Origin of the sequence: Glycomyces sp. YM15 (assembly GCF_016918015.1) — a bacterium.
GTDB lineage: Bacteria > Actinomycetota > Actinomycetes > Mycobacteriales > Micromonosporaceae > Glycomyces.
In genome coordinates, this window is the sequence record NZ_JAERMK010000006.1 from 125,632 (window position 1) to 149,292 (window position 23,661).

Sequence of the window (23,661 nt, forward strand, 5' to 3'; positions counted from 1 at the left end):
GTGATCGAACGTGTTCAAAAACTTCAGGACCAGCGGATATGCGCACGGACCTCGGCTTCCGGCCAAGCGGCTAGGACGCCGGGGCGGCGGCGCTCAATTTTCTCGACGGGCGCCTCGGACATCGCTCCCCGGCGCCCCGCCGCCGCTTCCCGACCGGATTGCACCGACCCGCGCTCGGCCGATTCGCCGCCCCGGAGAGACACGGCCCGGTGCCGCCCGGACCCGAAGGCCCGGGGCGGCACCGGCGACGAGACTACGCCCCCAGATCCGAGGCGATCGCGATGAGCGCCGCCAGCTCCTCCACATCCGGGTCCTCGCTCGTCTCGGCGAGTTCCCGGGCCGCGGCGAGGAGGTCGTCGCAGTCGAACCCGGCGCTGCCGCGCAGGACCTCGGCGAAGGCCGCCGCGACCAGGTCGACGCTCAGGTGCGCGTCGGGATACGCGGACGTCGCGCTCGTCGGCAGGATCGCCTCCGCCGAGCCGGTGTGCTCGCCGGACGGGTCCCGCCAGCGCACACCGACCTGGGCGACGTCGCCGGACGCGCCGGTCAGTGTCAGCGCGTACAGGGCCGTGACGCTGTGCCCGGGACCGACCTCGCCGCCGTCGACGCTGTCGTCCTCGAACTCGTAGTCCGCGATCGCCCGGTTCTCGAAACCGATGAGCCGGTACGCCTCCACCGTGGTCTCGTCGAAGGTCACCTGGATCTTCGCGTCTCGCGCCGCCACCCCGAGCGTCGAGGTCAGCCGCTCGGAGAAGACGCGCTCGGCCTCGGACTCGGTCGCGAAGTAGACCGCCCAGCCGTCGCCGTTGTCGGCCAGCTGCTCCAGCATCTCCTGGTTGTAGGAGTCGCCGACCCCGACGGTGAGCAGGGTGATGCCTTCGGCGACGTCCTCGCCGAGGGCGTCCAGCATCTCGTCGTGGTCGGTGATGCCGACGTTCGCCTCGCCGTCGGAGAGCAGGATGACCCGGTTGTCCTTGTCCGCGTCGAAGGCCTCGCCCGCCAGCGCGTAGCCGTCCTCCAGGCCGGCCTGCATGTTCGTGGAGCCGCGCGCGTACAGGTCGTCGATCGCCCCGCGCAGTTCCTCGCCGTTGCCGACCGCCGTCATCCGCTGCAGCACTTCGGCATCGGACTCGTAGGTGACGATCGCGACCGCGTCGGTCGGCCGCAGCCGGCTCACGAGCAGGTCGAGCGAGTCGCGGACGACGCCGATGCGGTCGTCCTGGTCCATGGACCCCGAGACGTCGATGACGAAGGTCAGGTTCACATCGGCGCGTTCGCTTTCGGGCTCGCTGCGGGTCTGGAGGCCCACCCGCATCACGTGGGTCGCGTCGCCCGCGTCGTACCAGCTCGGGAGCTCGGCGCTGTCGACGCTGACCGCGAAGCCGTTCCCTTCGGGTTCGGCGTAGCCCTGGTCGAAGTAGTTCACGAACTCCTCGGGCCGGATCTGGTCGGCCGGGGGCAGCACACCGTCTTCGAGTGAGCGGCGCGCATAGTCGTAGGAGGCGGTGTCGACGTCGACCGCGAACGTCGATTGAGGATCGTCACCCGGGGAGACCGGCTGGTCGGTGCCGTAGGTTTCCTCAGGCCCCATGGGTTCGGCCTCGCCCATGTCCTGCGCGGTACCGGATTGCGACTCGCCGGGGCCGGAGCAGGCGGCGAGGGCGATCATCAGGAGGGCAGCCGGAATACCGGCCATTCGGTGGCGCCTCATGGAGGGGTTCCCTTCTCGCTCGGGATAACGGGGTACTTCCATGAGACAGCCGTTTCCGCGCTCCGGTTCCCCTCGTGGCCGAACCGTGATGGGGCGGTGAGCAAACAGGACCCGGTCGTGACCGTGCCGTCATCGGGTAGCGATTCGGTCGCTAACGGTCGCAGTATCGCTTCGGGAGACGGAGTCCGTAGTCCCGCATGACTTCTCGGAGCACGTCCGGGTAGTCGGTGATGATGCCGTCCACGCCGTCGTCGATGAGCTTGCGCATCGTGGCCTCGTCGTCGACGGTCCACGGGATGACCTCGATGCCGAAGCCGTGCGCGTGGTCGACCATCGCCTCGGTCACGTACGGCACGTAGTCCGCGTCGGTGGCCTTGCCGTTCTGCGGCGAGCCGTGGACGGGCGAGAACGCGTCGGCCCCGAACGAGTCGATCGCCGCGATCGGGTCGCCCCCGAAGTCGTCGATGTCGATGCCGCCCAGCCAGGGCGAGGCCCCGGCCTGGCCGGTCTGGAGGAACGAGATGTTCGTGAGCGCGACCAGCGGCAGCTCGGGCGCGGTCTCGCCCATGAGCATGAGCGTGCCCCAGTCGAAGCTCTGGATGGTGACCTGGCGGCCGATCCGGGCCTCCCGGATGTCGGCGACCACGGTCTCCACGAAGGCCTCGCGCGGCGCGGTCTCATGCGGCGCTCCTGCCTCCACTTTGGTCTCGATGTTGAGCGTCACGCCGCGCGCGCGGTAGTCGCGCACCAGGTCGAAGACCTCGCTGAGCAGCGGCATCGGCTCGCCCGGGTGCGCCTCCTGGTTCGGGTGGGCGGTCTGAACGAGACTGCCGCAGTCGAGGGTGCGGACCTGGTCGAGCGTGAGGTCCTTGACGTACTCGCCGACGTACGGGTACTCCGGGTCGCCCTCGAAGGCCGGTGCCGTGTCGAGGCACTTGCCGCCGCTCACGCGGCGGTCGTGGGTGACGACCGCGAAGCCGTCCTCGGTGATCTGGACGTCGAGCTCGAGCGTGCTCACCCCGAGCTCGAGGGCGTTCGCGAACGCGGGCAAGGTGTTCTCGACGACCAACCCGAGCCCGCCGCGGTGGGCCTGGAGGTCGAAGTCACGCGAAGGGTGCGCGTCGGCAGGGGTGGGCAGGGCTACGAACAGCGCGGTGGCGGCGACCGCAGCCACCGCTCCGACAGTGAGGAAGCGTCTCATGGCCTCAGCGTGGGCGGAGCACGTGACTCGGTTGTGAACGCGAATCGACAGAGGCCCGTCGGATCGGTGCACACCGGACGGATCAGCCGGTGACGATGTCCCCCTTCAACGGCGCGAGCGCCCCGGCGATGACGCCGATCGTGTCCCCGTCGACGCCCGCCTCGACGAGCGAGGCGGCGAGGTGCTCGACGACGCGGTCGAAGTCGGCGCCGGTGATGCCCCGGCCCTCGTGCGCCTTCTGCATCGACCGGCCGCTGTAGGGCCGAGTGCCGCCGAGCGCTTGGGCGACGAACCTGGCCTGGTGCTTCTTGAGCTGATCCATGTCGGACTCGATGAAGTAGTCGGCGAGCTGGTCGTCACCGAGGACCTTGCCGTAGAAGATCTCGACGACCGCTTCGACGGCGGCCTCCCCGCCGATCTGCTCCAGGATCGTGGTCGTGCTTTCAGGCGATGCGTCAGTCATGACCCGAGTGTCCGTTTCCGGCGATTCCCTGCGGTGGCGGTCAGATTGGATCGCCGTAACGTAGGTCTCCACAACGCCGCCAACGACAAATGCGATGACGGAAACGAGCCGTTCACACCCGAACGCGGGCCTGCCGGCCTTTCTGGCCCTCCGAGCAGGTGACCTCCGGCAATGTCAGCCTGTGCGGGCCTGCGGTCAAGGGCGAACGGCCCGGCACTGCGCGCCGGGCCGTCCCGATTAACTCCGGGTCAGACGACCACGGCACCGAGCATGCGGTACGTCCGTTACGGAAGTCGAGGACGCCATCGCCGCCGTGCTGGAGGACGAGCTGGGCGAGCGGCCCACGATCGACTGCGGTGAGGCCAACGTGATGCTGTACGAGGGCCGGACCGTGTACTGCCAGGTCACCGACGAAGCCACCGGCGACGTGTTCGATGTCAAGGCGACCTTCAGCGGTGTCACGAACGGACAGTGGAGGTTCGACATCGAACTCGTCGAAACCTTCGACTAGCCGACTCCCACTCCAGGGGCCCTCTGCAGCGCAGGAACGCAGAGGGCCTGCTCGGTCTACAGGGTCCGCACTCGGCGGGTCAGGTCCACGCGGGCCTGCCAGTCCTTCGGGTCATCCGAGTAGGAGACCTCCAGCAGCGTGAGCCCGTGCGGGCCGACCACGTGCACGTCGTTGGCGCGCTCACTGAGGGTGAGGATGGAGGCGAGCCAGTCTTCATCCCTGCGGCCGTCGCCCACCGCGAGTGCCGCGCCCACGAGGCTGCGGACCATCGAGTGGCAGAACGCGTCCGCTCGCACCGTCGCGACCGCGACGCCGTCCTCGTCACGCGCCCAGTCGTACTGCTGGAGTTCGCGGATCGTCGTCGCGCCTTCGCGCTGCTTGCAGAAGCCCACGAAGTCGTGCTCGCCGATGAGGCGCTGGCACGCCGCGTGCATCCGCTCCACGTCGATCGGCCGCTGCCAGGCGAGGGTGTCCAAGCGCCGCAGCGGGTTCACGCCCCAGGTCGCGTCCGCGACACGGTAGCGGTACCGCCGCCACTGGGCCGCGAAGCGCGCGTTGAACGAACGATCGACGGCCGCGACCGAGGTCGCGCGCACATCGGCAGGGAGGATGCCCCGGAGCCGCCACAGCAGTCGCTCCTCCAAGGCCTCCCATTTCGCGGTCGGCACGTCGACGTGCACCACCTGTCCCGTCGCGTGCACGCCCGCGTCCGTCCGCCCGGCGACCGTGAAGTCGCTGATCTCGCCGAACAGCAGCTCCAACGCGCGGATGACCTCCGCGGCGACCGTCCGCAGCCCCGGCTGCAGCGCCCACCCCGAGAACTCGGCTCCGTCGTAGGCGACGCCGAGCCGCAAGCGGGTCCTGTCCACAACCTCGTCCACAGCAGTCCTTCCGGATAAAGCGAACCGCGCGCAGAGCATGAGCCCTGCGCGCGGTTCACTCTTGGCGAAGCCTGCGAGCCATGAATCGGCTCAGACCTTGCTAGTCGACCAGCTCGATGATCGCCATCGGAGCGTTGTCGCCCTTGCGGTTCCCGGCCTTGATGATCCGGGTGTAGCCGCCTTCGCGGTTGGCGAAGCGGGGCGCGACCTGCTCGAACAGGTCGTGCGTGGCGTCCTTGTTGCGCAGCTTGGCCAGCGCCAGACGGCGGTGGTGCAGCGTGCCCTTCTTGCCGTACGTGATGAGACGCTCGGCGTAGGGGCGCAGGCGGCGGGCCTTGGTCACCGTGGTGGTGATGCTGCCGTGCTCGAACAGGGAGGCCGCGAGGCCCGAGAGCATGAGCTTCTCGTGAGCCGGGGAACCGCCCAGGCGCGGGCCCTTTGTAGGTTTGGGCATTGTCTTGCTCCTCTTGGTTTGACGCGGCCGGCCGTCTTACGGAACCGACCGCCACTGGTCGGGAAGCTTAGAGCTCCTCGGTCTCGCGGAGATCTTCACCGTCTTCTTCGTACTCGTCGTTGTCGGCGACCGGCGACCCGCCGTAGGCCACAGCGGCCTCGCTCGGGTCGAAGGTGCCGGGCGAGTCCTTCAGGCTCAGGCCCATGCCGGCGAGCTTCATCTTGACCTCGTCGATCGACTTCTGCCCGAAATTCCTTATGTCGAGCAGGTCGGCCTCGGTGCGGTTGATGAGTTCGCCAACGGTGTTGACGCCCTCGCGCTTGAGGCAGTTGTAGGACCGGACGGTCATGTCCAGGTCCTCGATCGGCAGGGCCAGATCGGCGGCCAGCTGCTGGTCGGCCGGGCTGGGCCCGACGTCGATGCCCTCGGCCTCGGTGTCGAGCTCGCGGTACAGGCCGAACAGCTCCACCAGGGTGGAACCGGCCGACGCCAGCGCGGTGCGCGGCGTGGTGGACGGCTTGCTCTCGACGTCGACGGTGAGCTTGTCGAAGTCGGTGCGCTGCTCGACGCGGGTCGCGTCGACGGAGTAGGCCACCTTGAGCACGGGCGAGTAGATCGAGTCGACCGGGATGCGGCCGATCTCGTTGGTCTCACCCTTGTTGGCCGGCGACGAGACGTAGCCCCGGCCGCGCTCCACCACGAACTCCATGTCGATGCGGCCCTTGGAGTTCAGGGTCGCGAGCTTGAGTTCGGGGTTGTGGACCTGCACGCCGGCGGGCGGCTGGATGTCCCCGGCGAGGACCTCGCCCGGGCCTTCCTTGCGCAGGTACATGGTGGCCGGCTCGTCGTTCTCCGAGGAGACGCAGATCTGCTTGACGTTCAGCACCAGTTCGACGACGTCTTCTTTCACGCCGGGAATGGTGGAGAACTCGTGCAGGACGCCGTCGATCTTGATCGACGTGACCGCCGCGCCCGGGATGGACGACAGCAGCGTGCGCCGCAGCGAGTTGCCGAGCGTGTAGCCGAAACCGGGCTCCAGGGGTTCGATGGTGAACTTGGAGCGGGTCGGGCTGATCTGCTGCTCGGTGAGCGTGGGCCGCTGAGTGATAAGCACTGTTGCGTGTTTCCTTTGTTCGGGGCGCCCGCTATTTGACGCCTAAAACTCATGGATTTTCGGTGACGATAACCGCTTGGGTGCCGCTGCGCGTACTAGACGCGGCGGCGCTTCGGCGGACGGCAGCCGTTGTGGGGCTGCGGGGTCACGTCGTTGATCGAGCCGACCTCGAGGCCGACGGCCTGGAGGGAGCGGATCGCGGTCTCGCGGCCCGAGCCCGGGCCCTTGACGTAGACGTCGACCTTGCGCATGCCGTTGTCCATCGCACGGCGGGCGGCGGCCTCGGCGGCCATCTGCGCGGCGTACGGGGTGGACTTGCGCGAGCCCTTGAAACCGACCTGGCCCGAGGAGGCCCAGGCGATCACAGCACCGGTCGGGTCGGTGATCGACACGATGGTGTTGTTGAAGGTGCTCTTGATGTGGGCGTGCCCGTGGGGCACGTTCTTCTTCTTGGCGCGCGGGTTCTTGGAACCGCCGCGAGTCTTCGGTGGCATCAGCTGGTCTCCTAACGTGCCTTCTTCTTGCCCGCGACGGTCTTCTTCGGACCCTTGCGAGTACGGGCATTGGTCTTGGTCCGCTGACCGTGGACCGGAAGGCCGTAGCGGTGACGGAGACCCTGGTAGCAGTTGATCTCGATCTTGCGGCGAATGTCCGCCTGCACCTCGCGGCGCAGGTCACCTTCGACCTGGTAGTGCTCTTCGATGTGCGTACGAAGCTGCACGAGCTCTTCGTCGGTGAGGTCCTTGACGCGCTTGTCGCGGTCGAGGCCGGTCGCCGCGATCGTCTCAAGCGAGCGCGTGCGGCCGATGCCGAAAATGTAGGTGAGTGCGATCTCCAGGCGCTTGTCGCGCGGGAGGTCGACTCCAACCAGGCGTGCCATACAGGCGTACTCCTAGCGTTGTCGGAGGTCTGACCACTGCCTTCTCGCCGGGGTCTGATCCCCTGCCCTGATGGGCGATGCGAGCCTCGGCCTCCGAGCCGAGGGTTGTGCTTGCGCACTGGCGGCGGTTTCCCCTTCTGGGGCCTTTCTTGCTGGCGTTGTGCTGCGTTAGCCCTGACGCTGCTTGTGACGCGGGTCGGACGAGCAGATAACCATCACTCGTCCGTGCCTGCGGATCACGCGGCAGTTCTTGCAGATCACTTTGACGCTCGGCTTGACTTTCACGAGTCCTACTTACGTGTAGTCGTCAGGTCAGCGGTAGCGGTAGACAATCCGCCCGCGCGACAGGTCGTACGGCGAGAGCTCCACCACGACCCGGTCCTCGGGGAGGATTCGGATGTAGTTCTGGCGCATCTTGCCACTGATGTGGGCGAGTACCTTGTGGCCGTTGGTGAGTTCCACCCGGAACATAGCGTTCGGGAGGGACTCGACGACCTTGCCCTCAATCTCGATGGCACCGTCTTTTTTCGGCATGTCCTCCGCTACCGTGACAACTCGGTCTGAAAACCCCGCACCCATGACAGGTCGGAGCTACTGGCACACCGGCCCGAGGATTCGGGCGGCGTAGGAATGATGCGGCGCTACGTCGGTGAACTCGGGAAAAACCACGGTTCGCACGACGACCCACCTGGGGACGCACTGCACCACTCAGCGAGTCTACTCGCGCCCCAATACCGCCTACCAGGGGGTTGACCGTGACGGAGGGCACTCGGACGCAAGCGGAGCGCCGCTCGGAATCCCGGTCGCCCGGAAAGCCGGGCGGCGCTCATTGCTCACTCAGGCTTTACTTCGAGTAGAACTCGACGATGAGCTGCTCGTCGCAGATCACGGGGATCTGCTTGCGCTCGGGCACCGAGAGGAAGCGGGCGATCAGGCCTTCGAGGTGAGCCTCGATGTAAGCCGGAGTCGTCTCGCCCGCCCAGGCGCCGGCGGCGGCCAGCTGGAACGGCGTGGTCTCGCGGGACTTCTTGCGCACCTGCACGAAGTCGCCGGCCTTGAGCCGGTAGGACGCGATGTCGACCTTGCGGCCGTTCACGGTGAAGTGGCCGTGGTTCACGAACTGCCGCGCCTGGTAGATGGTGCGGGCGAATCCGGCGCGGAGCACGAAGGCGTCCAGGCGGGACTCGAGCAGCGACACCAGGTTCTCACCGGTCTTGCCGGACTTGCGCACGGCCTCGGCGTAGGCGTTGCGCAGCTGGCGCTCAGAGATGTTGTACTGCGCGCGCAGACGCTGCTTCTCGACGAGCTGGTTCTTGTAGTCCGATTCCTTCTTGCGGCCGCGGCCGTGCTGCCCCGGAGGGTAGGGACGGCGCTCCATGTACTTGGCGGCCTTCGGCGTCAGAGCGATGCCGAGGGATCGGGAAAGCTTGACTTTCGCCTTAGCTTGCAATGATCTCTCCAGTAATTCATGCGTCGCCTCGAAGAAGATACGAGGCACAGTACGCTCCCGACCAGCGGGAACGCGTGAGTGTAGCGCGCTCAGTTATGCACTCGGGGAGACCCTGAGGACTGGCGCGCACACGGTGATGCAGTGGCTGAACACCTCTACGGGAGACGTGTCAACTCAGCCAGGGTACTCGCCGTGCTCAGGAGCGTCGAGCACGGGCCTCCGCGAGAGTGACCAGGCGCTCCACGAGCTCGCCGTACGAGATGCCGTAGGCGGCGAACGCCTGCGGCACGCCGCTCATCGGCGTCATGCCCGGCATCGTGTTCACCTCGTTGAGATAGACGACACCGTCCTCGCCGAGGAAGCAGTCCACGCGGGCCAGGTCGCGGCAGTCGAGGAGCCGGAAGACCTTGCGCGCGAGCGCCTGGGCCTGCTCGGCCACGCCCTCGGGGTAGTCCGGGCGGAGGTTGAACGGCTCGGGGTTGTCGAGGTACTTGGCCTCGAAGTCGAACCAGCCGTCCTCGCCCTTGGCGAGCACTTCGAGCGGGAACGTGATCTCCAGGTCGCCGTCGAGCGTCTCGACGACGCCCATCTCGATCTCGCGGGCGCGTCGGAAGGCCGCCTCGAAGACGACCTTGTCGTCGACCTCGCGGGCCTTCTCGACGGCCGTGGCCAGTTCGGCGCCCGAGTTGACCTTGCTGATGCCGAGGCTCGAACCCGCGCGGGCGGGCTTGACGAAGATCGGGAGGCCGAGCCTGCCGATCACGGCTTCGGCGTCGAGCTTCTCGCCGGCCTTGAGGACGTCGAACGCGCCCTGCGGGACGCCCTCGGCGGCGAGGAGCCGCTTGCTGAACTCCTTGTCCATGCACAGCGAACTCGAGAGGACACCGGAGCCGACGTACGGCGCGCCGGCCATCTCGAACAGGCCCTGGATCGTGCCGTCCTCGCCGTAGGGGCCGTGGAGGACCGGGAAGAGGACGTCGGCGATCGGCTGCGCGCCGGGGCCGAGGTCGATCGCGACGGCCTTGCCGGCCTCGGCGGTGACCTCGGGCAGGGCCTCGGGGGATTCGATCGCGAATGCCACGTCCGGGGCCAGCTCGACCCATTCGCCGCTGCGGGTGATGCCGATGGTGGTGACGTCGAAGCCCCGCTCGCGCAGGGCCTTGGCGACTCCCGAACCGGAGGCGCACGAGACCGGCTGTTCCACACTGCGTCCGCCGAAGAAGACGGCGACGGTCGGTTTAGTCATTGTCGGACCTCAAACTGTCGATTTCGGGTTTGGTCTCGCGTCCCATGAGTTCGGCGACCGCGGCTCTGGGGTCGAGTCCTTCGTGGCAGACCCGTTCCACGGCATCGCAGATCGGCATCTCCACGCCCACCTTGCGAGCGAGGTCGGTGATGGAACGGCAGCTCTTGACGCCTTCGGCGGTCTGCTTGGTGACGCGGGCGGCCTCTTCGAGGGTCGCACCGAGTCCCAGCTGCTCGCCGAAGGTGTGATTGCGCGACAGCGGGGACGAGCAGGTCGCGACGAGGTCGCCGAGCCCGGCGAGCCCGGCGAACGTGGTCGGGTCCGCGCCGAGCCGCATGCCGAGGCGGGTGGTCTCGGCGAGGCCGCGGGTGATGATCGTGGCCTTCGTGTTGTCGCCCATGCCCATCCCGGCGGCCATGCCGTAGGCGAGCGCGATGACGTTCTTGACGGCGCCGCCGAGCTCGCAGCCGACCACGTCGGTGTTCGTGTACGGGCGGAAGTAGGAGGTGGTGACGGCCTTCTGCACCTCGACGGCCCGGCCGTGGTCGATGCACGCCACGACGGAGGCCGTGGGCTGCTCCTCGGCGATCTCGCGGGCGAGGTTCGGGCCGGAGAGGACCGCGATGCGCGACTGGTGCGCGCCGGTGACCTCGGCGATGACCTCGGTCATGCGTTCGGTCGAACCGAGTTCGATGCCCTTCATGAGGCTCAGGAGCGTCGCGCCGGACTCCAAGTGCTCGGCCCAGGCGGCGAGGTTGCCGCGCAGGGTCTGGCTCGGGACGGAGAGGACCACGAGGTCCGCGCCGCGCAGCGCCTCGGCGGGGTCGGCGGTCGCGCGCACCAGTCCCGGCAGTTCGATGTCCGGGTAGTAGTCCGGATTGCGGTGGGTCGCGTTGATCGCGTCGGCGACCTCGGCGCGCCTGGCCCACACCGTGGCCGGCGTTCCGGCGTCGGCGAGGATCTTGGCGAACACGGTTCCCCAGGAACCGGCCCCCATGACGGCTGCTCTCACTCGGAAGACTCGCTTTCATCAGATCGGTGCTGCCGGGGATCGAACAGTGGGGGTGCTTCCTGGCCGCGGATCTCGGCGAGGCCCGCGCGGAGGTCCTCCATGATGCGGTCGGTGACCGCGGCGAGGTCCTCGCGGGTGGGTTCCTTGTCCTGCCAGGGGGAGAGGTCGACGGGCGGGAGCGCCCGGACCGTGACGGGCTTGCGGCCCAGCTTGAACTTGGGGTCGCGCTTGCGGTCGTGGATGCCGAGGGCGCCCCACTGCACGATCGGGATCACGGGCGCGCCGGATTCGAGGGCGAGACGGGCGATGCCGGTCTTGCCGCGCATCGGCCAGCGGTCCGGTTCCTTCGTGACCGTGCCTTCGGGGGACATGATGACCACGTGTCCTTGGGCGAGTTCGCGTTCGAGGGTGCGCAGGGAGTCCGCCGCTTCGGCGCTGCCGCGCTTGACGGGGATCTGGCCGGTGCTGCGCACGAGCGGGCCGACCAGCGGGATGCGCAGGATCGACTCCTTGAGGAGGAACCGGGGGTGGCGCCCGGCGTTGTAGACGTAGTGCACGACCAGGAGCGGGTCGATGTCCGAGTAGTGGTTCCAGACCAGGATCGCGGGGCCCTTGAGCGGGATGTGCTCCATGCCGGACCAGTTGCGCCTGCTGAGTCCGAGCATGCCGCCCTTGACGATGTTGGCGTAGATGCGGACGTCGGGGCGGAGGGCGTCGCCGCCGCGGCGGCGGAAGGTGTACTGCGCCTCGGGCCTCGGCTCGGTCACCTGCTGGCTCGCTTTCTCGGGGAAGGGCTCGGCCGTCTGGGCTCGGCCTGTGCCGTCGTGTACGGGATCGTCAGTGCATTGCACTCTAACTCCCGCGCCGGGCCCTTCAGGCGACGGTAAGCAAAGGGTGGGGTTTGACTCCTCGCCGCGGGGTACGCCGCTACGTCGAGTGAACCCCCAGGTACGCGGCGCGCGGGACGCTAAGCGCGGCACGGGAGCGGCGGTACCCGCGGGTTGCGCGAAACCCGCTATGATGTCATCATAGAGTCACAATGACATCTACACTGCCGACCGGACGTGTCGGCTCGAATCTCGACTCGCTGGAGTGAGTTACATGAACTGGCGTCTCTTCGGTTGGCTCGCGGCCCTGTTCGGCGGCGCGGTCATCGCCGTGATCATCGTGGTGAACGTGATCCAATTCGTGCTCGGTGCGATCGGCGGGATCCTCGCCTTCATCTTCAACTTCGCCCTCTTCATCGCCATCGTCGGCGGTGTCATCTGGCTGGGCCTCAAGGCCAAGAAGGCCATCGGCGGGCGCAACAACCCCCAGATTCGCAAGTAGCGCGGCCGGAAGCGTCCCGGACCGGACGGCGCGCCCGCGAGGAGCGCCTGGATTTCCGGCCCCGCATGGGCCAAGCTGAGACCATGCAGGGCACCGTCTCGAACTTCAACGAGGACACCTCCGGCGAGGTCGTCCTCGACAGTCCCCCCGAACTGAGCGGCCGCCGCGTCGGCTTCGACGCGGCGGCCTTCGCCGTCTCCGGCCTGCGGTTCCTCCGCCTCGGCCAGCGCGTCGACCTGGACACCGATCCCGACGGCAAGGTCGTCGCCGTCCGCATTCCCACGATGCACGCGTAGACACGGCGTGCCGCGCCTACCCCGCGCGAGTGGCAGACTTCCCGCGATTGGGTGAGTCCCAGTACCGTATGAAGCGTGAGTGTGGAACAGGACACTGTCGGGAACGGGGCGCCGAGGCGGATCGCCGCCGCTGGCGGCCTGTTGTGGCGCAACGGCGAGCGCGGCCTTGTGGAAGTGATCGCCGTATGGCGGCCCAAGGTCGGGAACTGGTCGCTGCCGAAGGGCAAGCTCGACCCTGGAGAGCACCCGCTCACGGCGGCGTGCAGGGAGGTCGAGGAGGAGACCGGGATTCCGGTCATTCCGCAGATGCGGCTGTGCCGGGCCTCGTATGTGCTGCCGAATCCCGAAGGAGACGTGCTGAAGTACGTCGACTACTGGTCGATGCGCACCGAGAAGCCGGATGCGGCGTTCACGGCTGACGAGGAGATCGGCGAGCGGCGCTGGATCACCCTCGCTGAGGCGCGGGAGACGTTGACGCGGCCGCGGGACCAGCAGGTGCTCAAGGCGTTCGGGGCGCTGCCGGCGGTGACCGGGACGGTGCTGCTGGTGGCTCCCGCGGAGGTCGAGCAGGACTGGGACGGGCCGGAGGTGACGCGGCCGCTGAGCGCGCGCGGGCAGGACCAGGCGGTGCGGGTGGCGGCGCTCGCGTCGCTGTACCAACCGGATCGGGCGTTCAGCGCCTCCGGCCGGGCGAGCGTGCAGACGGTGGAGCCGATCGCGCAGGCCGTGCGGTGCAGGCTGAGCGGCGATTCGGCGTTCGACACCGAAGCGCACGAACGCAATCCCGAGCGGTCGAGTGCGCGCGTCCGCGAGCTCGCGGGCGGCGGCGGTGCCGCGATCGTGTGCGCCGAGGCAGAGGTCGTGAGCGACACGGTGGCGATCCTGGCGGACGAGGACGGGGTGGAGACCCCGGACGTCTCGACGAGGCCCGGGGAGGCGTGGGTGCTGTCCCTGTCGGGCCAGAAGCTGGTGGGAGTGGAAAGGCTCTAGGCTCCCGGGGAACCGTACGGCCGAGTTCCCGCCCCCTGGGCCGCTCGGGGTCTCCTGCGCGGGGTTCGCGGTACCGTTGGCCGCCCCACCGCTCTGTGTGCGCTCTGGCGCGCTTACAAGGAGGAATGCCGCCGTGTCGGACCGCTCCCCCACCGCCCTGCAGAACTGGGCCGGGAACATCCGCTTCTCCCCCAGCCGCTTCGAGGCGCCCGCGACGCTCGACGAGGCCAGGGCGGCCGTGGCCGCCGCGTCCCGTCTGCGCGTGCTCGGTTCGGGCCACTCGTTCAACGCGATCACGGCCTCCGACGCGACGATGATCTCGCTCGCGGGCATCGAGCCCGAAGTGACCGTCGACGCCCGCACGGCCACCGTCCGCGCCTCGGGCTGGATCACGTACGCCGCGTTGAGCGATGCGGTCCACCGCGCCGGCTTCGCGCTGCACAACATGGCGTCCCTGCCGCACATCTCCGTCGCCGGTTCGATCGCGACCGGCACGCACGGTTCGGGCGACGGCAACGGGAACCTCGCGACGGCCGTGGCTTCCATCGAGTTCATCGGCCCCGACGGGGAGCTGCGCACGGTCGCGCGCGGCGACGAGGACTTCCCCGGTTCGGTGGTGCACCTGGGCGCCTTGGGCGTCGTGCACGCGGTGACGCTGGACCTTCTGCCGGGCTTCGAGATGCGCCAGTACGTCTACGACGACCTGGTCTTCGACAAGGCGGTGTCGCACTTCGACGAGCTCACCTCGGCCGCTTACAGCACCAGCCTGTTCACCGCGTGGGGCGCGTCCCCGCGGTTCCAGTTCTGGGTCAAGCAGCGCACCGCCGACCAGACCCACCCGTTCCCGCGGGCGAACTGGTTCGGGGCGCCGCTGGCGGACGGGAAGCGCCACCCGGTGCCGGGGGTGGACCCTGAGGCGTGCACGGTGCAGCAGGGTCAGACGGGCCCGTGGCACGAGCGCCTGCCGCACTTCAAGCCCGAGTTCACGCCCAGCGCGGGCGACGAGCTCCAGTCGGAGTTCCTGGTCGACCGGGCCGACGCGCCGGCCGCGCTCGAGGCGCTGGCCGGGCTCGGGGACGAGCTCTCCTCGGTCGTGCAGATCTGCGAGGTGCGCACGATGGCGGCGGACGATCTGTGGCTCTCGCCCGCATTCGGGCGCGACACTGTGGGCCTGCATTTCACTTGGGTGAGTGACTTCGCGGCGGTCGAGCCGGTGATGTCGGCGGCGGAGGCGGCTTTGGAACCGTTCTCACCGCGGCCGCATTGGGGCAAATTGTTTTCGATACCAATGGATGAAGTGCGCTCGCGTTATCCGAGAATGGGCGACTTCGAGAAACTTCGCGCTCGCGTCGATCCAGAGGGGAAGTTCGGCAATGACTTCTCGGACGCAGTCGCGGGCGGTGCCGCGTCCCACTGAGCGGTGCCGTCTGAGGCACGCTTCCAGGTAAAGCCGCGGTAAAGCAGCGAGGGCATTCAGGTGGCTCCTGAATGCCCTCTTCCCCGTGCGAGAACGGACGGGCGCCTCACCGTGCCCCGAACCGGTTCGGGGCACGGCATCAGCTACGTCCGCGCTTCGTGGTCTTCTTCGCCGCGGTCTTCTTCGCGGCGGGCTTCGCCGCGGTCTTGCGCACGGCCTTCTTCGCGGTCGCGGCCTTCTTGGCCGTGGTCTTCTTCGCCGCGGTCTTCTTGGCCCCCACGCGGCTCGTGGCGGTGGACCGGGTCGCCTTGGAGGCGGCCCGCGTGGTCTTCTTGGCAGCCGTCTTCTTGGTCGCCTTCTTGGCGGCGGCCTTCTTCGCCGGCGTCGCCTTCTTGGCGGTGGTCGACTTGACGGCCTTGCGCTTGCCGGTCACGAGCTCCTTGAACCCGGTGCCCGGACGGAACGCGGGAACGACGGTCTTCTTGACCTTCACCGCTTCCCCGGTGCGGGGGTTGCGAGCCATCCGAGCGGCGCGTTGGCGCTTCTCGAAGACGCCGAAACCGGCGAAGGAGACTTTCTCCCCTTTCACCACCGCGCGCTGTATCTCGTCGATCGCGACATCCACGACTTCTTTCGCGGCCGCCCGGTCGCCAGTGCGTGCGGCGATCCGTTCGACGAACTCTGCCTTGTTCACGAGTCCTACCCTCCCGATAGTCCTTGAAGCCATACCAGCTTGTTAAGCGCACGTTATGACGTTTCGAAAGCGAACGCAACTGTTTCCGCGAAAATAGACCCGTTGTGTCGCAGGGAATTTTTATTCAGGTGCCCGAAATCGACGCTCGCAACCCCGTTGGGAGGGACCCGAACACGCCTGGAGCCGGTGGCGATGCCACCGGCTCCGTACGTGATTGCTAACTGGATCGGGCTCAGGACACTAGACCTGAACAGGGAGAGTCCTAGGCCGCCAAGCGTCCCGGTTCGACTCGAACGCCGCGATCTTGTCCTCGTCGCGCAGGGTCAGCGCCACGTCGTCGAGGCCTTCCATCATGCGCCAGCGCAGGAACTCGTCGAATTCGAAGCCCCAGGTGCGGTCCCCCGCACGGACTTCGCAGGCCTCGAGGTCCACGGTGATCTCCGACTCCGGGTGGAGTTCGGCGCGCAGCCACAGCTCTTCGACGGCCGCCTCGGGCAACTCCACAGTCAACAGACCGTTCTTGAGGGAGTTGCCGCGGAAGATGTCTCCGAAGCGCGGGGCGATGACCGCCTTGAACCCGTAGTCCTTCAGGGCCCAGACGGCGTGCTCGCGCGAGGAGCCGGTACCGAACTCGGTGCCGGTGACCAGGATGGTCGCGGACCGGTACTCGGGCCGGTTGAGGAGGAACTTCTCGTCCTCGCGCCATTCGGCGAACAGGCCGTCCTCGAAACCGGTCTTGGTGACCCGCTTGAGGTACACGGCCGGGATGATCTGGTCGGTGTCGACGTTGGAACGTCGCAGCGGCGCGACCTGGCCGGTGTGGGTCGTGAACTTGTCCATGATTCCCTGCCCTTCCTACAGATCCGCCGGGCTGGCGAGATGGCCGGTGACGGCCGTGGCGGCGGCGACGGCCGGGCTCACCAGGTGCGTGCGCCCGCCCTTGCCTTGGCGGCCCTCGAAGTTGCGGTTCGAGGTGGAGGCCGCGCGCTGGCCGGGCGTCAGCTGGTCCGGGTTCATGCCCAGGCACATCGAGCAGCCGGCGAAGCGCCAGTCGGCGCCCGCGTCGATGAAGACCTTGTCCAGGCCTTCGGCGATGGCCTGCTCGCGCACCTTCGCGGAGCCGGGCACGACCATCATGTTGACGCCTTCGGCGACCTTGCGGCCCTTGATGACCTCGGCGGCGGTGCGCAGGTCTTCGATGCGGCCGTTGGTGCACGAGCCGAGGAAGACGACGTCGACGTCGATCTCGCGCATCGGCGTGCCGGCTTCGAGGCCCATGTACTCGAGGGCCCCGGCGGCGGTGGTGCGCGCGATCGGGTCGTCGAAGTCCTCGGGGTTCGGGACGTCGCCGGAGAGCTCGACGCCCTGCCCGGGGTTGGTGCCCCAGGTGACGAACGGGCTCAACGAGGCCGCGTCGATGACGATCTCCTTGTCGAAGACGGCGCCCTCGTCGGTCTTGAGGGTCTGCCAGTACGCGACGGCGGCGTCCCACTCCTCGCCCTTGGGCGCGTGCGCGCGGCCCTTGACGTACTCGGAGGTCTTCTCGTCAGGCGCGATCATGCCGGCCTTGGCGCCCCACTCGATCGACATGTTGCACACCGTCATGCGGCCTTCCATCGAGAGCTCCTCGATGGCCTGGCCGCGGTACTCGACGATGTGTCCCTTGCCGCCGCCGGTGCCGGTGATGGAGATGACCTTGAGGATCAGGTCCTTCGCCGAGACGCCTTCGGGAAGCGAGCCGTTCACGGTGACGGCCATGAACTTCGGCTTCGCCTGCGGCAGGGTCTGCGTGGCGAGCACGTGCTCGACCTCGCTGGTGCCGATGCCGAACGCGATCGAGCCGAACGCGCCGTGCGTCGAGGTGTGGGAGTCGCCGCACACGACGGTCATGCCCGGCTGGGTGAGTCCCAGCTGGGGTCCCACGACGTGGACGACGCCCTGGTTCTCGTCACCGAGCGAGTGGATGCGGACGCCGAATTCCTCGCAGTTGGCGCGGAGCGTCTCGATCTGCTTGCGGCTGGTCGGGTCCGCGATGGTGAAGAGGTTGTCGGTGGGCGTGTTGTGGTCCTCGGTCGCGATCGTGAGATCGGTCCGGCGGACTTTGCGCCCGGCCACCCGGAGGCCGTCGAAGGCCTGGGGGCTGGTCACCTCGTGGAGGAGGTGCAGGTCGATGTAGAGCAGGTCGGGTTGCTGGCCGCCCGTGCGTACCACGTGGGCGTCCCAGACCTTCTGCGCGAGGGTGCGCGGTGCCGTTCCCTCGGATTCGTGTGGTGTAGGTGACATCTCTGTTCCCAGTCGTTGGACTTCTCGAAATATGGGAGGTAATGTTCAGCTCGTGAGAACGAATACTATCAGCGGAGTCGGCGTCCTTGACAAGGCGGTGCTCATCCTCACGGCTTGCACCAACGGCGCCAGCCTGGCTGAGCTCGTGCACGAGACCGGATTGCCCAGGGCCACGGCCCACCGGCTCGCACAGGCCCTCGAAGCCCACGAGATGCTGCAACGCGACCACGAAGGCCGTTGGCGCCCGGGCCCGAAACTCGGCGAGCTCGCCGGGTCGACGGCCGACGTCCTCCTCAGTGCCGCCGAACCAGTGCTCAACCTCCTCCGCGACCAGACGGGCGAATCGACCCAGCTGTATCGCAGGCGGGCCGACGAACGCGTCTGCGTGGCCGCCGCCGAGCGCGCCTCCGGGCTGCGCGACACGGTGCCCGTCGGTGCGGGCCTGCCGATGACGGCGGGTTCCGGCGCGCAGGTGCTGCTCGCATGGGAGCCCCCGGAAGGGATCCTCCCGCTGCTGCCCAAGTGCCGCTTCTCCTCGAAGACCCTCGCGGAGGTCCGCCGCCGCGGCTTCGCGCAGTCGGTCGCCGAACGCGAACCCGGAGTGGTCAGCGTCTCTGCCCCGGTGCGCGACAAGACCGGCCGCGTCGTCGCCGCGATCTCGGTGTCCGGCCCCATAGAGCGTCTCGGACGCCGTCCCGGCGACCGCCTCGGCATGGCCGTCATCCGCGCCGGCCAGAAACTCTCCGGCCTCTGACCCCCATTGTCGTCCCCTGAACGGCCCGGCGGATTCCCTCCGCCGGGCCGTTCCACGTGCTGGCCCCACCGGTCCCGGCGCAACCGAACCGGGCCGCCGGATCGTCTGTGAACCATGCGATACAACCCCATCCGCATGACCGCACCCATCGCGTGCGCCGCCCTCGCGCTCACCGCCTGCACCGCTGAGGAACCCGAGCAGACACAGACGCCGCTCGAAATCGGTCTGGAGGCCACGGAAGAGGACGAAGCACGCCTCATCGCCGCCCTCGCCGAAGCCGACGAGGTCGGCTACGAGATCACCGGGATCATCAACCGGCTCGAACGCCGGTGCATGGAGGACAAGGGCTTCAGCGTCCACGACGAGACCATCTGGTACCAGCCCGAATACGTTCCGGAGGAAGAGGAGGACCAGCTCGAATTCGACGCCCCCACCGACCACATCCCCACCGCCGAGGAAGCCGCCGAGAACGGGTTCATGGTCTGGACCCAGACCTTCGACGGCAGCGAACTCGCGCCTCCCGACCCGATGGACGAGCAGATGGAGCCGTACTGGGAGCTGCTCGACGGACCCTTCTACGAGCTGCCCACCGAGGAACGGAAGGCCTGGGAGCGGGCCTATGAGGGCGTCCAGACCGTCAAGTGGCGGGATGACGAGACCTCCGACGACGCGTCGCGGCCCGAACCCGGCGGCTGCTACGGCGAGGTGCACCGCGCCGTCTACGGCGAGCCGTACCAGTGGTCCGCCCCGGACGAGACCGAGGGCTACTTCAGTTGGGCCTGGGGCGAGGAGAACCCGCTCTACGCCGGCTGGAACCCCACCGACCATATGCGCGCCTGGCGCGACCTCACCCGCGACGAGGAGCACGCGTTCCTGACCTGCCTCGACGAGGGCGGCAATCCCGGCTGGGACTTCAACGACGACGGCTACATCGACACCTTCTTCTACCTGCACGCGCTGTACCCGCAGGACCCGGCGAACGCCGGCATCGAGTTCGACCCGCTGCCGGACTGGCAGCTCGCCCTCATGCCCGAAGTGCCCTCCGACGCGCCGTACGACTACGACACCGCGTTCGCCACCGAGCTCGCCCTCGCCGAGGACTTCGCGGCCTGCGCCGACGGCACGGGCTACCGCGAAGCGGGCGAGACGCGATGGCGCGCGCTCCACATCGGACGAATGCTGGAGCACGAGACCGAGGTGTACGCCTGGCAGGAGAAGATGAACGGCTACCTCGCCACCGCCCAGGACCTGCTGGAGGGCTGAGCCCCTAGCTCCCGGCCTTGCGGTGGCGTCGTTCCGCCTCGGCCGCGGTCCGCTGGAACGCGCCCAGGACCCGCTTGACCGCCAGCCGCTCGGCCCGGTCCGGTCGCGAGATCGCGGTGACGTGGCGCCGCGTGGGGATGTCGGCGATCTCGCGCAGCACCAGACCCGTGCCCGTCGGGGTCGTGAACCGGGGCAGCACGGCTATGCGGCGGCTGCCGGCGACCAGCGACTCCACGAGGCGGTTGTCGCGAAGCCGCTGGGCCACGCGGAGCGAAGTGCCCGTCGCCCGTTCGATCGACTCGAGCACCGAGTCGAACGGGTAGCCCTTGGGCACACCGATCCACTCCCAGTCGACGAGGTCCGCGGCCCCGACGGTCTCGTGCGCGGCGAGCGGATGGTCCGCGGCCATCGCGACATCGAGCGGTTCGCGGGCGAGCGGAACGGCGACGAGCGCGGACGCCCCCTCCGGGCTCACACTGACGAAGCTGTGCGCGATCACGATGTCGTTGTCCGCCGCGAGCGCGGCGAACTCGCCCTCGGCGATGTCGATATCACTGCACCGCAGCTCGATCGCGGTGCCCTCGATGTCCCGCAGGACATCGGCGAGCATGAAGGTGGCCGCGCTGGGCAGCGCCGCGACGGTCACGGTGCCGGACGGTTCGCCTCGGAACGAATCCCATTGGGCGCGAACCTGTTCGAGCGTGGTGGCGACCGCCGCGCCGCCTTCGGCGAGCACCCGGCCCGCGTCGGTCAGGCGCAGGCCGCGGCCCGAGGGCTCCACGAGCGCCATGCCGAATTCCCGCTGCGCGGCCTTGAGCTGCTGCGAGATCGCCGACGGGGTCCGGTGCGTGGCGCGGGCCACTTCGGTGACGCTGCCGCGCAGCGCCAGTTCGCGGAGCAACTCCAGATGGCGAACATCCATGTAGTGATGCTACACAATGAGTTAAGTATTTTTCATTTGTGCTTTACAGTTGTGGCGGGCAAGCTGGGCACATGCCTGCTCGCCACGTACTGCTCGCCTTGGCCGTCGCCGTCATGTGGGGCCTCAACTTCATCGCCATCGACGCCTCACTCCAGCACTTCCCGCCGATGTTCCTCGTCGCGCTGCGCTTCGCGCTCATCGCCGTCCCGACCGTGCTCTTCGTGAAGCGACCCGACGTGCCGCTGCGCTGGCTCATCGGCTACGGGCTCGGATTCGGGACCCTCCAGTTCCTGTTCCTGTACTGGGGCATGGCCGCCGGGATGCCGGCCGGGCTGGCGTCCCTCGTCCTGCAGGCCTCAGGGCCGTTCACGATGCTGCTGGGCGCGACGTTCCTGCGCGAGCGGGTGACCGGCCCGCAGCTGCTCGGCGTCCTGGTCGCGGTGGGCGGCCTCGCGGTGGTCGGCTGGCAGCGCGCCGAGCACGCCAGCGCGATCCCGTTCCTGCTGACATTGGCAGGAGCCCTCGGGTGGGCGATCGGCAACATCTGCAACCGTCAGGCGAAGGCGGCGAACCCGCTGCACCTGACGCTGTGGATGTCAGTGGTGCCGCCGCTGCCGATGCTGGCGCTGGCGATGGCGGTGGAAGGGCCGTCGCGCATCGGCGGCTCACTGATCGGCTTCAACGAACCGGGAGCGGTCGGCGCGGTGGTCGGCCTGCTCTACACGGTGCTGATCGGCACGATCCTGGGTTCGGGCCTGTGGACCTGGCTGATGTCGAAGCACCCGGCGGGCGTGGTGGCGCCGTTCTCGATGCTGGTGCCGGTCACCGGCATGACCGCGGCCTGGCTGATCCTGGGCGAGACGGTGACGCTCCCCGAAGCCTTGGGCGGCGTCCTGGTCATCGGCGGGGTCCTGCTGGGAAGCCTCCGGAGGAGAGTGAAGGCCTTGCCGAACAACACGGTCCCGCAGGTCTCCGTGGCACTCGCGGCCACGCCGGGAGCGGGACAGAACTCGGCCCCGTAGGATTCCGCCCGGCCCGAGCTGGCAGTCGCGCATGGGCTTCCCGTCGCGACGCCGGGGGCCGAATGAGCGGGGACGAGACACCAGTGACCATGTCGCTAGAGGCCGGGTCGTTGGTGCACGGCCCGACCTTCAAAGCGCTGCTTCGCAAGCCGCCCTATCCGGACGATCTCCCGGACACCACCGACCCCCGAGAGAAATTGCCGCAGGACCGGGACCTCTGATCAACGGAGCGGGCCTACGGCGGTTTCGATTTCAGTTCGGAGGGCCGACCCCTCGAGGAGGTGCTTCACCTGCTCGATCACGGGCGCTAGGAACTGGTCGGGGCCCGGCTTTCCGGCTATCGGACCCACCGCTGCGACCGCGACTCGGGCCGCCGGGCTCGGGATCAGGGGTTGCCTCAGTTGGAGGCCCTGCGCTCCGGCCAGGAGTTCGACCGCCAGTAGCGTGCCCAGGTTGTCGATGATCGTCCTGAGCTTGCATCCTGCGGCCCAGCCCATCGACACGTGGTCTTCCTGCATGCCGGAGGTGGGGACCGAGTCGACGCTTGCGGGTGCGGCCAGCCTTCGGTTCTCGGCCACGATTCCGGCGGCCGTGTACTGGGCGATCATCAGGCCCGAGTTCACCCCCGGGTCCGGACTCAGAAACGCCGGTAGGCCGCGGTTGCGGGTCACGTCGAGCAGGCGGTCGACCCTGCGCTCCGAGATCGAGCCGACGTCTGCCGCCGCGATGCCGAGGAAGTCGGCCGCGTAGCCGAGCGGGGCGCCGTGGAAGTTGCCCGTCGACTCGACCCGGCCATCGGGCAGGACCACCGGGTTGTCGACGACCGAGCGGAGTTCTTGCGCGGCCACGGTCTCCGCGTACGCGAGCACGTCCCTTGCAGCGCCCGCCACCTGCGGGGCGCAGCGCATCGAATACGCGTCCTGGACCGCGTGCGCGAGGTCGTTCCGGTGGGAGTCCATCACCTCGGAGTCCTGCAAGAGCCTGTGAATGTTCGCGGCGCTCTTCGCCTGGCCCGGTTGCGGTCGGATCTCGTGCAGTTCAGGCTGGAAGGGGCGGTCCGAGCCGAGCATCGCTTCGTTGGAGAGGGCCGCGCAGACGTCGGCCATCGTGAAGAGGTGACGCAGGTCCGCGACAGCCAGAATCAGCATGCCGAGCATCCCGTCCGTGCCGTTGATGAGGGCAAGTCCTTCTTTGGAGGACAGGGTGATCGGCGCGATTCCGGCCCGTTCGAGGACCGGCCCGGCGTCGACGCGGCCGCCGTCGGCCTCACGGACCCAGCCCTCCCCCAGCATCACCAGCGCGCAGTGCGCGAGTGGAGCCAGGTCGCCCGACGCGCCGAGCGAACCGTGCCGCGGCACCCAGGGTGTGATGTCCGCGTTGAGGAGCGCCGCGAGCCCGTCGGCGACCTCGGGGCGGACGCCGGAGCGGCCCATGGCGAGGGAGCGCAGGCGCAGCAGCATCATGGCGCGCACGACCTCGTCGGGCATCGGGTCGCCGACGCCCGCAGCATGGGAGCGGATGAGCGCGTGCTGGAGTTCGGCGCGGCGCTCGGGCTCGACGAAGGTGTTCGCGAGAGCCCCGAAACCGGTCGAGACGCCGTAGACGGGGCGGCCTTCGCGCTCGATCGCGTCCACGATCGCCCGGCTCGCGGCCATGGCCTCGCGGGCCTCGGCGTCGATCACGACCCGGGCGCGCTCGCGGGCCACCGCGATGACCGCTTCAGGGGTGACCGGGACCGGTTTGATGTGGACTGTGGACATCGCTGCTC

27 protein-coding genes and 1 pseudogene are annotated in these 23,661 nt (G+C 68.5%); 9 read left to right on the forward strand and 19 right to left on the reverse strand.

Annotation, left to right across the window (positions count from 1 at the left end):
* Positions 1–253 precede the first annotated feature (253 nt).
* The 3 genes from JHY01_RS08935 to JHY01_RS08945 all read right to left on the reverse strand — a co-directional run bounded on the left by JHY01_RS08935 (position 254) and on the right by JHY01_RS08945 (position 3,375).
* Positions 254–1,711, reverse strand: coding sequence for a von Willebrand factor type A domain-containing protein (locus tag JHY01_RS08935; RefSeq protein ID WP_205325280.1), 1,458 nt, complete (start codon positions 1,709–1,711; stop codon positions 254–256).
* 151 nt (positions 1,712–1,862) lie between these two features.
* Positions 1,863–2,912 (reverse strand): glycerophosphodiester phosphodiesterase family protein, encoded by a 1,050-nt coding sequence (locus tag JHY01_RS08940; protein WP_205325281.1) that lies wholly within the window; start codon positions 2,910–2,912, stop codon positions 1,863–1,865.
* An 82-nt stretch (positions 2,913–2,994) separates the two neighbouring features.
* Entirely contained in the window at positions 2,995–3,375 is a 381-nt protein-coding gene (locus JHY01_RS08945) for a group 1 truncated hemoglobin (RefSeq protein ID WP_205325282.1), read from the reverse strand.
* Positions 3,376–3,688: 313 nt separating this feature from the next.
* Here JHY01_RS08945 and JHY01_RS08950 point away from each other — a divergent pair, with 313 nt between their 5' ends.
* A complete protein-coding gene (locus JHY01_RS08950; RefSeq protein WP_205325283.1) occupies positions 3,689–3,886 on the forward strand; it encodes a hypothetical protein in 198 nt (65 codons plus the stop codon).
* Positions 3,887–3,942: 56 nt separating this feature from the next.
* Here the strand turns inward: JHY01_RS08950 and truA are convergent, their stop codons facing one another.
* From truA to JHY01_RS09005, 11 genes and pseudogenes are all read right to left on the reverse strand, one after another.
* Complete coding sequence (truA, locus tag JHY01_RS08955; RefSeq protein WP_205325284.1) at positions 3,943–4,806, reverse strand: tRNA pseudouridine(38-40) synthase TruA; 864 nt, start codon at positions 4,804–4,806, stop codon at positions 3,943–3,945.
* 67 nt (positions 4,807–4,873) lie between these two features.
* Positions 4,874–5,221 (reverse strand): annotated as a pseudogene (gene rplQ / locus JHY01_RS08960) (50S ribosomal protein L17); the annotation flags it as partial.
* Positions 5,222–5,288: 67 nt separating this feature from the next.
* Positions 5,289–6,335 carry a DNA-directed RNA polymerase subunit alpha gene (locus tag JHY01_RS08965; protein ID WP_205325286.1) on the reverse strand — a complete coding sequence of 349 codons (1,047 nt, stop codon included), beginning with the start codon at positions 6,333–6,335 and terminating at the stop codon, positions 5,289–5,291.
* A 95-nt stretch (positions 6,336–6,430) separates the two neighbouring features.
* A complete protein-coding gene (rpsK, locus tag JHY01_RS08970; protein ID WP_136529806.1) occupies positions 6,431–6,829 on the reverse strand; it encodes a 30S ribosomal protein S11 in 399 nt (132 codons plus the stop codon).
* Positions 6,830–6,840: 11 nt separating this feature from the next.
* On the reverse strand, positions 6,841–7,215 hold the full coding sequence (gene rpsM, locus JHY01_RS08975) for a 30S ribosomal protein S13 (protein WP_205325287.1): 375 nt from the start codon (positions 7,213–7,215) through the stop codon (positions 6,841–6,843).
* A gap of 168 nt (positions 7,216–7,383) precedes the next feature.
* A complete protein-coding gene (gene rpmJ, locus JHY01_RS08980) occupies positions 7,384–7,500 on the reverse strand; it encodes a 50S ribosomal protein L36 (protein ID WP_081913453.1) in 117 nt (38 codons plus the stop codon).
* A 27-nt stretch (positions 7,501–7,527) separates the two neighbouring features.
* Complete coding sequence (gene infA / locus JHY01_RS08985) at positions 7,528–7,749, reverse strand: translation initiation factor IF-1 (protein WP_026929479.1); 222 nt, start codon at positions 7,747–7,749, stop codon at positions 7,528–7,530.
* 310 nt (positions 7,750–8,059) lie between these two features.
* On the reverse strand, positions 8,060–8,665 hold the full coding sequence (rpsD, locus tag JHY01_RS08990; protein ID WP_240192550.1) for a 30S ribosomal protein S4: 606 nt from the start codon (positions 8,663–8,665) through the stop codon (positions 8,060–8,062).
* Between the two features lie 196 nt (positions 8,666–8,861).
* Positions 8,862–9,911, reverse strand: a complete 1,050-nt coding sequence (locus JHY01_RS08995; RefSeq protein ID WP_205325288.1) for a D-alanine--D-alanine ligase family protein — start codon at positions 9,909–9,911, stop codon at positions 8,862–8,864.
* The gene (locus tag JHY01_RS09000) at positions 9,904–10,908 is read right to left on the reverse strand and encodes an NAD(P)H-dependent glycerol-3-phosphate dehydrogenase (RefSeq protein ID WP_205325407.1); all 1,005 of its coding nucleotides are present in this window, start codon (positions 10,906–10,908) and stop codon (positions 9,904–9,906) included. The genes JHY01_RS08995 and JHY01_RS09000 overlap by 8 nt, the downstream gene beginning before the upstream one ends.
* An 11-nt stretch (positions 10,909–10,919) precedes the next feature.
* Positions 10,920–11,690, reverse strand: a complete 771-nt coding sequence (locus JHY01_RS09005; RefSeq protein WP_205325289.1) for a 1-acyl-sn-glycerol-3-phosphate acyltransferase — start codon at positions 11,688–11,690, stop codon at positions 10,920–10,922.
* A 334-nt stretch (positions 11,691–12,024) separates the two neighbouring features.
* Between JHY01_RS09005 and JHY01_RS09010 the strand changes: the two genes are divergently transcribed.
* The 4 genes from JHY01_RS09010 (at position 12,025) to JHY01_RS09025 (ending at position 14,955) form a co-directional block, all read left to right on the forward strand.
* Positions 12,025–12,252: a hypothetical protein gene (locus JHY01_RS09010; protein WP_205325290.1), complete on the forward strand. Its 228-nt coding sequence runs from the start codon at positions 12,025–12,027 to the stop codon at positions 12,250–12,252.
* A 65-nt stretch (positions 12,253–12,317) separates the two neighbouring features.
* The gene (locus JHY01_RS09015) at positions 12,318–12,548 is read left to right on the forward strand and encodes a cold-shock protein (protein WP_240192551.1); all 231 of its coding nucleotides are present in this window, start codon (positions 12,318–12,320) and stop codon (positions 12,546–12,548) included.
* 75 nt (positions 12,549–12,623) lie between these two features.
* Entirely contained in the window at positions 12,624–13,538 is a 915-nt protein-coding gene (locus JHY01_RS09020; RefSeq protein WP_205325291.1) for an NUDIX hydrolase, read from the forward strand.
* A gap of 133 nt (positions 13,539–13,671) precedes the next feature.
* Positions 13,672–14,955, forward strand: coding sequence for a D-arabinono-1,4-lactone oxidase (locus tag JHY01_RS09025; RefSeq protein ID WP_307814342.1), 1,284 nt, complete (start codon positions 13,672–13,674; stop codon positions 14,953–14,955).
* Between the two features lie 139 nt (positions 14,956–15,094).
* On the opposite strand, the gene JHY01_RS27275 is transcribed toward JHY01_RS09025, so the two are convergent.
* From JHY01_RS27275 to leuC, 3 genes are all read right to left on the reverse strand, one after another.
* Positions 15,095–15,649 (reverse strand): HU family DNA-binding protein, encoded by a 555-nt coding sequence (locus JHY01_RS27275; RefSeq protein ID WP_205325292.1) that lies wholly within the window; start codon positions 15,647–15,649, stop codon positions 15,095–15,097.
* 240 nt (positions 15,650–15,889) lie between these two features.
* Entirely contained in the window at positions 15,890–16,489 is a 600-nt protein-coding gene (gene leuD / locus JHY01_RS09035) for a 3-isopropylmalate dehydratase small subunit (RefSeq protein WP_205325293.1), read from the reverse strand.
* A gap of 15 nt (positions 16,490–16,504) precedes the next feature.
* Complete coding sequence (gene leuC, locus JHY01_RS09040; protein ID WP_205325294.1) at positions 16,505–17,932, reverse strand: 3-isopropylmalate dehydratase large subunit; 1,428 nt, start codon at positions 17,930–17,932, stop codon at positions 16,505–16,507.
* A 67-nt stretch (positions 17,933–17,999) separates the two neighbouring features.
* Between leuC and JHY01_RS09045 the strand changes: the two genes are divergently transcribed.
* A complete protein-coding gene (locus JHY01_RS09045) occupies positions 18,000–18,686 on the forward strand; it encodes an IclR family transcriptional regulator (RefSeq protein ID WP_344469158.1) in 687 nt (228 codons plus the stop codon).
* 135 nt (positions 18,687–18,821) lie between these two features.
* Complete coding sequence (locus tag JHY01_RS09050; RefSeq protein ID WP_205325296.1) at positions 18,822–19,949, forward strand: hypothetical protein; 1,128 nt, start codon at positions 18,822–18,824, stop codon at positions 19,947–19,949.
* A gap of 4 nt (positions 19,950–19,953) precedes the next feature.
* Here JHY01_RS09050 and JHY01_RS09055 read toward each other — a convergent pair whose 3' ends face one another.
* On the reverse strand, positions 19,954–20,871 hold the full coding sequence (locus tag JHY01_RS09055) for a LysR family transcriptional regulator (protein WP_205325297.1): 918 nt from the start codon (positions 20,869–20,871) through the stop codon (positions 19,954–19,956).
* A gap of 71 nt (positions 20,872–20,942) precedes the next feature.
* On the opposite strand from JHY01_RS09055, the gene JHY01_RS09060 reads away from it, so the two are divergent.
* Both JHY01_RS09060 and JHY01_RS09065 read left to right on the forward strand, forming a co-directional pair.
* Positions 20,943–21,893, forward strand: coding sequence for an EamA family transporter (locus tag JHY01_RS09060; RefSeq protein WP_205325298.1), 951 nt, complete (start codon positions 20,943–20,945; stop codon positions 21,891–21,893).
* 83 nt (positions 21,894–21,976) lie between these two features.
* The gene (locus JHY01_RS09065; RefSeq protein WP_205325299.1) at positions 21,977–22,114 is read left to right on the forward strand and encodes a hypothetical protein; all 138 of its coding nucleotides are present in this window, start codon (positions 21,977–21,979) and stop codon (positions 22,112–22,114) included.
* Here JHY01_RS09065 and hutH read toward each other — a convergent pair whose 3' ends face one another.
* Positions 22,115–23,653, reverse strand: coding sequence for a histidine ammonia-lyase (gene hutH / locus JHY01_RS09070; protein ID WP_205325300.1), 1,539 nt, complete (start codon positions 23,651–23,653; stop codon positions 22,115–22,117).
* Positions 23,654–23,661 lie beyond the last annotated feature (8 nt).

Coding starts and splice junctions, on each gene's coding strand:
- leuC (WP_205325294.1), bottom strand. CDS start 17,932: ATGTCACCTACACCACACGAATCCGAGGGAACGGCACCGCGCACCCTC.
- JHY01_RS08995 (WP_205325288.1), bottom strand. CDS start 9,911: ATGACTAAACCGACCGTCGCCGTCTTCTTCGGCGGACGCAGTGTGGAA.
- JHY01_RS09010 (WP_205325290.1), top strand. CDS start 12,025: ATGAACTGGCGTCTCTTCGGTTGGCTCGCGGCCCTGTTCGGCGGCGCG.
- JHY01_RS09000 (WP_205325407.1), bottom strand. CDS start 10,908: ATGGGGGCCGGTTCCTGGGGAACCGTGTTCGCCAAGATCCTCGCCGAC.
- JHY01_RS08945 (WP_205325282.1), bottom strand. CDS start 3,375: ATGACTGACGCATCGCCTGAAAGCACGACCACGATCCTGGAGCAGATC.
- rpsK (WP_136529806.1), bottom strand. CDS start 6,829: ATGCCACCGAAGACTCGCGGCGGTTCCAAGAACCCGCGCGCCAAGAAG.
- JHY01_RS08935 (WP_205325280.1), bottom strand. CDS start 1,711: ATGAGGCGCCACCGAATGGCCGGTATTCCGGCTGCCCTCCTGATGATC.
- JHY01_RS09055 (WP_205325297.1), bottom strand. CDS start 20,871: ATGGATGTTCGCCATCTGGAGTTGCTCCGCGAACTGGCGCTGCGCGGC.
- JHY01_RS09015 (WP_240192551.1), top strand. CDS start 12,318: ATGGGCCAAGCTGAGACCATGCAGGGCACCGTCTCGAACTTCAACGAG.
- leuD (WP_205325293.1), bottom strand. CDS start 16,489: ATGGACAAGTTCACGACCCACACCGGCCAGGTCGCGCCGCTGCGACGT.
- hutH (WP_205325300.1), bottom strand. CDS start 23,653: ATGTCCACAGTCCACATCAAACCGGTCCCGGTCACCCCTGAAGCGGTC.
- JHY01_RS09060 (WP_205325298.1), top strand. CDS start 20,943: ATGCCTGCTCGCCACGTACTGCTCGCCTTGGCCGTCGCCGTCATGTGG.
- JHY01_RS08940 (WP_205325281.1), bottom strand. CDS start 2,912: ATGAGACGCTTCCTCACTGTCGGAGCGGTGGCTGCGGTCGCCGCCACC.
- truA (WP_205325284.1), bottom strand. CDS start 4,806: ATGCTCTGCGCGCGGTTCGCTTTATCCGGAAGGACTGCTGTGGACGAG.
- JHY01_RS09050 (WP_205325296.1), top strand. CDS start 18,822: ATGACCGCACCCATCGCGTGCGCCGCCCTCGCGCTCACCGCCTGCACC.
- rpsM (WP_205325287.1), bottom strand. CDS start 7,215: ATGGCACGCCTGGTTGGAGTCGACCTCCCGCGCGACAAGCGCCTGGAG.
- infA (WP_026929479.1), bottom strand. CDS start 7,749: ATGCCGAAAAAAGACGGTGCCATCGAGATTGAGGGCAAGGTCGTCGAG.